We start from the raw sequence: 1,615 nt of genomic DNA on the forward strand, positions 1-1,615 counted from the left end.
CCATCCAATAACGCAGGACTTTATTCCGAACAAATTGGGTTGTCCGTATTGCTTCGTTAATGGCTTCTATCTGATTAGGTTTTGGCTTAACTTTGTATTCTAGTACAAACATCTTGACACTGCTCGATCGAGTATCAATATCTTAACACAAAATTCCTTAAGTTGACACGGCCCCCTGCCAACCGCCTGCTGCCTTTGTTGACGTGAGCCAAGAGGGATGCAAGGGATTGTCAATTTAATCATATTTAATCTTAAAATAGAGAATTGTCCCCGCTAAGATAAAAGTAACAAAATTAGCGACGATAATCGGTTTGCTGCTCATATAAATCCCGTAGATGAGCCAGAGAAAAACCCCCAGACAAAAGCAAATAAACATAGTTAGGGACAAGTCCTTAGCGGAACGATAACGCCAAGTTTTCATCACTTGGGGTAAAAAAGAGACAGTGGTTAATATTCCCGCCACGATCCCGATTAGTTCAATAATATTCACCGCTTATCCTCTTGGCTTAGTTTCTCTCATTTTAAACTGTTGACTATCTAAATTACGCCTGAAGACGGCTCTCTCGACATCATGGGGGTAAAGTGTTCATAAATGTGACATTTTTTCCCCATTGTTGCTATTGAGCGATTACTATCACTGAAGTGCCGATTTGTACCTTTTCAAATAAAGCCTTTATATCTCGATCGCGCATCCTGACGCAACCGTGGGAGACGGCCCGGCCGATGAGATTTTCTTGCGGTGTACCGTGAAAACCGATAAAATTCGCGCCATCGGTCCAAAATCCGATCCAACGCGCCCCTAAAGGGTTGTTTTTTCCCGATGGCACCAGTTGCCCGGTGAAAGGATGTTCCCAGACCGGTTCCCGCACCATCTGAATCACCCTAAATTGTCCCGTCGGGGTTTCCCAACCCCGACGACCGATCGCCACTGGGTAAGAAGCAATTATTTTCTGTCCTTGGTAAACAAAAACCCGTCTTTTTTTTAAATTCAGCAGCAAACGGGTTTCCGTTCGGGTTGCCGTGGTTGCGGGAAGGGAATTGCCCAGACTAATCGGGGGATTGAGGAAAAATTCCCCTATTCCTAGACATAAACAGAGAATCGGCAGCAAAACTCGCATCTGATACCAGCAAAGTCAAAATTTTTATCTGTATTCTAATCTGATTGTGAGGATGTCAAACCGTCGATATGGTGAGTGCGGGGGGGAAGGATAAAATCGGAGTCGAGTTGGGCTAATTCGGTTACCTAAAATGTCGGATGAATGCCCCCGCTAAATTTTTCGACAAGACATCAACCTTTGCGGGGGATGAAATCCGACCAAGATATTAACTGCGAAGCACGATTTTAATTCTACCATTTGTAGGTAAACTGTGTTATACTTAATTTACCCAGGGTCGAGTATTAATCAATGCTAGTCGTAGAAGCGAAGCTAAAAAACGGGACACCAGAGCAATATCACCGGCTTGATGAAGCTATCAAAACTTCTCAGTTTGTGCGTAACTCTTGTGTTCGTTATTGGCGGTCCAATAAGGGGACAACCCGTAATGATCTCCAAAAACTTTGTGCGGTACTAGCTAATAATAAAGAGACACCTTATGTTAATAAATTAAACTCTCA

The 1,615-nt window shown here is 43.3% G+C and carries 2 protein-coding genes and 2 pseudogenes; 1 reads left to right on the plus strand and 3 read right to left on the minus strand.

What is annotated here, in order from left to right:
• The 3 genes and pseudogenes from PX636_RS16455 to PX636_RS16465 form a co-directional block, all read right to left on the minus strand.
• Positions 1 to 112: pseudogene (locus PX636_RS16455) on the minus strand (RNA-guided endonuclease TnpB family protein); the annotation flags it as partial.
• Positions 113 to 235: 123 nt separating this feature from the next.
• Positions 236 to 490 carry a SemiSWEET transporter gene (locus PX636_RS16460; RefSeq protein ID WP_004162886.1) on the minus strand — a complete coding sequence of 85 codons (255 nt, stop codon included), beginning with the start codon at positions 488 to 490 and terminating at the stop codon, positions 236 to 238.
• Positions 491 to 617: 127 nt separating this feature from the next.
• The gene (locus PX636_RS16465) at positions 618 to 1,118 is read right to left on the minus strand and encodes a L,D-transpeptidase (protein WP_079207483.1); all 501 of its coding nucleotides are present in this window, start codon (positions 1,116 to 1,118) and stop codon (positions 618 to 620) included.
• A gap of 288 nt (positions 1,119 to 1,406) precedes the next feature.
• Here PX636_RS16465 and PX636_RS16470 point away from each other — a divergent pair.
• Positions 1,407 to 1,615: pseudogene (locus PX636_RS16470) on the plus strand (RNA-guided endonuclease TnpB family protein); the annotation flags it as partial.

Origin of the sequence: Microcystis sp. M53598_WE2, assembly GCF_030067735.1 — a bacterium.
GTDB lineage: Bacteria > Cyanobacteriota > Cyanobacteriia > Cyanobacteriales > Microcystaceae > Microcystis > Microcystis aeruginosa.